This is a genomic window from Nocardia carnea (assembly GCF_029869215.1).
Lineage (GTDB): Bacteria > Actinomycetota > Actinomycetes > Mycobacteriales > Mycobacteriaceae > Nocardia > Nocardia carnea_B.
Map to the genome: position 1 here is coordinate 1 of NZ_JARWPM010000142.1, position 5,499 is coordinate 5,499.

Sequence of the window (5,499 nt, forward strand, 5' to 3'; positions counted from 1 at the left end):
GGAGTACACCCGCGCCCTGCTCGCGGCCATTCCCGGCCGTGGCCTGGCTGTCGGCCGACCCTGACAGCGGGGTCGCGCGGGGCTCACGTCCGCACGGGGGCCGAGCCGCGGTGCCGGGGTCCCCGGGGCCCGTACGCGCGCGCCCCGCGCGCGCCGCCGCCCCCCCCCGGGGGCGCCCCCCCCCCCCCCCCCCGGCCACAAGGGGGCCAAAACCCCGCGGCGCCGCAGGCGCCGCCAAACACACAGCCAAAACCCGTGCCGACGGAGTCGGCACCAAATCAACCGATGATGAAGGTTTCCAGTTCGGCGCGGGCGACGTCGTCGGCCATCTGCTTCGGCGGGGACTTCATCAGGTACGCCGAGGCCGGGAGCACGGGGCCGCCGATACCGCGGTCCTTGGCGATCTTCGCGGCGCGCACCGCGTCGATGATGATGCCCGCCGAGTTCGGGGAGTCCCACACCTCGAGCTTGTACTCCAGGTTCAGCGGCACGTCACCGAACGCGCGGCCCTCCAGCCGGACGTAGGCCCATTTGCGGTCGTCGAGCCAGCCGACGTGATCGGACGGGCCGATATGCACATCGTTGGCGCCCATCTCCTTCTGCAGGTTGCTGGTGACGGCCTGCGTCTTGGAGATCTTCTTCGACTCCAGGCGCTCGCGCTCGAGCATGTTCTTGAAGTCCATATTGCCGCCGACGTTCAGCTGCATGGTGCGGTCGAGCTGGACACCGCGATCCTCGAACAGCTTCGCCATGACCCGGTGGGTGATGGTCGCGCCGACCTGGCTCTTGATGTCGTCGCCGACGATCGGCACACCCGCGGCGCGGAACTTCTCGGCCCATTCCGGATCCGAGGCGATGAACACCGGCAGCGCATTGACGAACGCCACACCGGCGTCGATCGCGCACTGGGCGTAGAACTTGTCCGCTTCCTCCGACCCGACGGGCAGGTAGGAGACGAGCACGTCGACCTGCGCGTCCTTCAGCGCCTGTACGACGTCGACCGGATCGGTTTCGGCGAGCTCGATGGTTTCGGCGTAGTACTTGCCGATGCCGTCGAGGGTCGGGCCGCGCTGCACGGTGACACCCAGCGGCGGCACATCGGAGATCTTGATGGTGTTGTTCTCGCTGGCGAAGATCGCCTCCGACAGGTCGAAGCCGACCTTCTTGGCGTCCACGTCGAAGGCGGCCACGAACTGCACGTCGCGCACGTGGTACTGGCCGAACCGCACATGCATCAGGCCGGGGACCGTCGCCGTATCGTCGGCGTCCCGGTAGTACTGCACGCCCTGCACGAGCGAGGAGGCGCAGTTGCCCACACCTACGATGGCGACGCGAACACTGGACTTATTGGTGTCTCCACTACTCATGGCCGGTATTTCCCTCTTTCTGTGGTGCCGCCTTCGTCGATTGCTCCGCCGCAATCAACTCGTTGAGCCAGCGCACTTCGCGCTCGCTTGATTCGAGTCCGAGTTGATGGAGTTGGCGGGTGTAGCGATCCAGCGAGCCACTCGCCTTCTTGATCGCTTCCCGCAGCCCCTCTCGGCGCTCCTCGACCTGGCGCCGCCTGCCCTCCAGAATCCGCATCCGCGCTTCCGCGGGGGTGCGGCTGAAGAAGGCCAAGTGCACGCCGAAGCCGTCATCGGTGTAGTTCTGCGGACCGGTATCGGCCAGGAGCTCACTGAACCGCTCCCGGCCGGCCGGAGTCAGCTGGTACACCCGCCGGGCACGGCGAGTCGTCACCATGCCTTCGGGCACCTCCTCCGCGATCAGCCCCTCCGCCTGCATACGTTTCAAGGTCGGATACAGCGATCCGTAGGAGAAAGCCCGAAACGCCCCGAGCAGGCCGGTGAGCCGTTTCTTCAGCTCGTAGCCGTGCATGGGCGCTTCCAGGAGCAGCCCGAGGATTGCCAGTTCGAGCACCGGGCGTCACCCCCTGACTTCCGTACAGATCTAACCAATGGATGCGACTACCCACTATATCGGAGCGATATAACCATTCATAGTTCGGTCCGCTACATCACAGCTGAAGGCCGGGCGGCATGACCGGCCCGGACCAGGGAATCCACCGGTGAACCGGGCGAAAAAGCAGGTGACGAGTTCCCACCAGAGGCAAGCCGGGCGGGCCGACCGGCGGTTCCGGCCGCCCGCCGGGTAAGCCGGCGAACCCCAGGTCAGTTCGCGGGAAATACTTTCAGCGGTGCACCGGCGAACGAGACGGACAGGTGTCCGGTACGCCCGGCGGGACCTTCGACGTAGATATCGATCACGGGCCCGGCGTCGGCCGGGGCGATCAGCTCGAAACCGATTCCGAGATGTTCGACCGCCCCCTGCTCCAGACGCACCGAAGCCGGAGCTCCCGCCAGTACGGCAGCCAATGTCTGCAGGTCGATATCGGCCAGGTCGATCGGGCGGCCCTTCGCCCAGCTGGGCACCGGGCCACCGAGCTCGGCGAACCCCTCCCCGTCGAAGCGGAAGTTCCGCGGGCTGCCCTGGTCCAGCCGTTGGACCAGCAGAAAGTCGGGATAGACAGTAGCGGTATCGATGACGGTATCGCCGAACTCGCGGCGGTAGGAGTCGATGAAGGACGCCAGCCCGGCTGTGGTGAGGAGGTTCGGCAGCGGCGCGGATTCCGGCTCGGCTTCGGCAACTGCGGTGACACCGGTGGCCGGGTCCTCGCGCGCCAGGAAGCCGACGCCGGCGCCGAGCGCGGCGGCGATGATCAGTACCGCGACCGCTGTCCACCAGCGCCGTGCCCCGCGGCCGCCGCGCCGGACCGCGGCGCCGGCCAGTTCGGCGCCCCCTGTTCCGCTCGGCACCGGTCCGGGCTCCGGCCCCGACGTTCCCACTCCGGACGCGACCTTCCGGACTGTGGTGTGCGGACCGGCGGGCGGCGCGCCGGCGCCGAGGTCGGGGGCCGGCTCGAGCGCGTGGAGCGCGGCCGCACTGAAAGCGCGGCACGAGTCGTAGCGTTGCGCGGGGTCCTTCGCCAGCGCCCGGGCAAGTACCGCATCGATGGCCGGTGGCAGGCCCGGAACGCGCCGGGAGGCCGGTGGCGGCGGGGTGTGCAGATGTGCGCTGATCACCGCGGCGGCGCTGTCCATGGCGAATGGCTTCTCGCCGGTGAGCAGGACGAACAGCGTGCATCCCAGCGCGTAGACATCCGCGCGGTGATCGACGGGACCGCCGGTGAACTGCTCGGGCGCGGCGTATGCCACCGTCGCGATCACCTCACCGGTACGGGTGAGGTCGGTGCCCTCGAGCGCGAGACGGGCGATCCCGAAATCGGTCAGCAGTGCACGTTCGCCGAACTCACGGTCGGGGTCCGGGGTCACCAGGATATTTCCCGGTTTCACGTCCCGGTGCAGCATGCCGTGGCGGTGGGCGTGGTCCAGGCCGCGGGCAGCGTCGTCGATGATGTGTACCGCGCGGCGCGGGGTCATATCCGCCGACCCGACCAGCGCGGCCGCATCGGTACCCGGCACGTACTCCATCGCGATCCACGGCTGACCGTCGGCGACTCCGCGATCATGGACGGTGACGATATTCGGATGTTTCAGCCGGGCCGCGAGATCGGCCTCCCGGTCGAATCTGCCGCGGAACTGCGGGTCGTCCAAATGGTGCGCCGGGAGTAGTTTCAAGACATCCTGGCGCGGCAGCCGGGGGTGATCGACGAGATAGACGACCCCCATCCCGCCGGCGCCGATCCGGCGGACGATCCGGTAGCCGGCGACGCTCGCCCCGGGTTGCAGCATTGCCCGAGACTATCCCGCCACCGCTACCCCTCGAACGGCCAGACCCGGAGAATATCGCCGGTCGTACCGACCAGTAGCCAACCGCTCTCGTCGAACGAATTGGAGACGTAGATACTCACCGCGGGCACGCCCTCGAAAGGGGAGAAGTTATCGGCCGCGTAGCTCAGATGGGTGATTGCGCCATCGGGGACACGGGCGGCCGCCGGGGCCTCGGTCAGCACGCGGCCGATCGCATCGGTATCGAGTGCGGCCAGGTCCACGGTGGGAGTGTCGACCGGGCGAGTGGTCGGATCGGCGGACTGATCGAAACCGCCGCGGTAGTCGTAGCCCACCAGCCGGTTCGGCTGCCCGGGTACGGCGCGTTCGATAGTGCCGTGGTCCGGATACAGCCACACCTCGTCCGCCACGGTATCGCCGAAGCGCTCGCGATACTCGGCGATGAACTGGGCGATCCCGGGGCCGGTTACGAGGTTCGGCGGGGCGAAGACCAACGTTTCGGTGGCCGGCGACTCGGGCTCATCGGCGCCCGTACCCGCTGCGGCAGCAGGTGTGGAGGTCGGGGCCGGCGGTTCGCTCGCCGGGGTGTCGGTACCGCGGCTGGTGAGCGTGTACGCGGCGAACGCCGTCGCCAGCGCGGCGGCGGTGAGGACGGCGAAGTACCGGCCGGAAAAGCCCGAGCCCGCAGTTGCCGCACGATCGCGGGCACGCGCCCGGTTACGGCCCGGCCTTGCTGTTGACACCCGCGAATACTACGTCGAGTGCGATGCGGCGAGGCAGGGTCCGATCCCGCTGTAGTGGTCGCCACACGAGCACACGACCCCCCGGTTCTGGCACATATGCGCCAACCCCTGCACGTGCGGCGGCCGATATGCGCCCATGCGATTGCGGTGGCCACCCAGCCCCCGCGCGGAGACCTCCGGCGAGGTCGGCGCGGGGTGGCGGCGGCCCGGCCGGGTCCGTACCGCCGACCCGAATCCAATCCGGCCGCGGGCGGCAGAAATACAACACGGCTACTCTGGGAGCGTGCGAATTCAGCGGCAAGTGGTGGACTATGCGCTCCGGCGCAAGTCGCTGCTGGCTGACGTCTATGCGGGCCGTGTCGATGTCGCCGAGGTATGTGACGCCAATCCCTACCTGCTGCGTGCGGCCAAATTTCACGGCCGGGGGAGCGAGGTCACATGCCCTATCTGCCGGAAGGAACAGCTCACTCTCGTATCCTGGGTCTACGGCGACGGCCTGGGGCCGATCGCGGGTTCTGCGCGCAGCCCGGAAGAGCTGGTACGCCTGGCGGAGTCCAGAGAAGAGTTCTCGGTTCATGTCGTCGAGGTGTGCCGGACCTGCAGCTGGAATCATCTGGTGCAGTCCTATGTGCTCGGGCAGACGCCGCAGCGGCGTTCCCGCTCCCGGGTGAACCGGCGCACCGCCGCGGAATGAACCCGCCCGGCCCGATGGTTGATGCCGCACCGGGTGCCATGCGGCACAGGTGCGCGGGCCGAGCAGACCGATACGAGCTTTGGAGACCTTGTCAGTGACTTCGCCCTACGAGACCCCATCCGGCGATGACCCGCGCGGTGGCCGCGGCCCGCGTGGGCCGCTGCCGGGACGGGAGCCGCAGCAGCGTCCGGGGTCACCGAACCGCGGTCCCGCACCCAGCGCCAACGCCCCCCGGCCCGGCCCCGGCGGACGGCCGCCCGGTCCCGGTGGCCCACGCCCCGGCCCCGTCGGCCCGCGTCCCGGACCGGTAACC

Annotated in this window: 5 protein-coding genes; 1 reads left to right on the plus strand and 4 read right to left on the minus strand. The window is 69.0% G+C overall.

Annotated features, from left to right (window positions below; translation table 11 throughout):
* Positions 1-278 precede the first annotated feature (278 nt).
* The 4 genes from QH276_RS09370 to QH276_RS09385 all read right to left on the minus strand — a co-directional run bounded on the left by QH276_RS09370 (position 279) and on the right by QH276_RS09385 (position 4,492).
* Positions 279-1,367, minus strand: coding sequence for an inositol-3-phosphate synthase (locus QH276_RS09370; protein WP_280396960.1), 1,089 nt, complete (start codon positions 1,365-1,367; stop codon positions 279-281).
* On the minus strand, positions 1,360-1,920 hold the full coding sequence (locus QH276_RS09375) for a PadR family transcriptional regulator (RefSeq protein WP_280396961.1): 561 nt from the start codon (positions 1,918-1,920) through the stop codon (positions 1,360-1,362). Before QH276_RS09375 ends, QH276_RS09370 begins: the two co-directional genes overlap by 8 nt.
* A 251-nt stretch (positions 1,921-2,171) precedes the next feature.
* Positions 2,172-3,752: a serine/threonine-protein kinase gene (locus QH276_RS09380; protein ID WP_280396962.1), complete on the minus strand. Its 1,581-nt coding sequence runs from the start codon at positions 3,750-3,752 to the stop codon at positions 2,172-2,174.
* A gap of 23 nt (positions 3,753-3,775) precedes the next feature.
* Positions 3,776-4,492, minus strand: a complete 717-nt coding sequence (locus QH276_RS09385) for a hypothetical protein (protein WP_280396963.1) — start codon at positions 4,490-4,492, stop codon at positions 3,776-3,778.
* Positions 4,493-4,775: 283 nt separating this feature from the next.
* On the opposite strand from QH276_RS09385, the gene QH276_RS09390 reads away from it, so the two are divergent.
* Positions 4,776-5,186, plus strand: a complete 411-nt coding sequence (locus tag QH276_RS09390; RefSeq protein WP_280396964.1) for a DUF5318 domain-containing protein — start codon at positions 4,776-4,778, stop codon at positions 5,184-5,186.
* Positions 5,187-5,499: the final 313 nt, after the last annotated feature.

Bases quoted from the DNA above. Each gene is read 5' to 3' on its own strand.
- QH276_RS09370 (WP_280396960.1), bottom strand. From the start codon at position 1,367: ATGAGTAGTGGAGACACCAATAAGTCCAGTGTTCGCGTCGCCATCGTA.
- QH276_RS09380 (WP_280396962.1), bottom strand. From the start codon at position 3,752: ATGCTGCAACCCGGGGCGAGCGTCGCCGGCTACCGGATCGTCCGCCGG.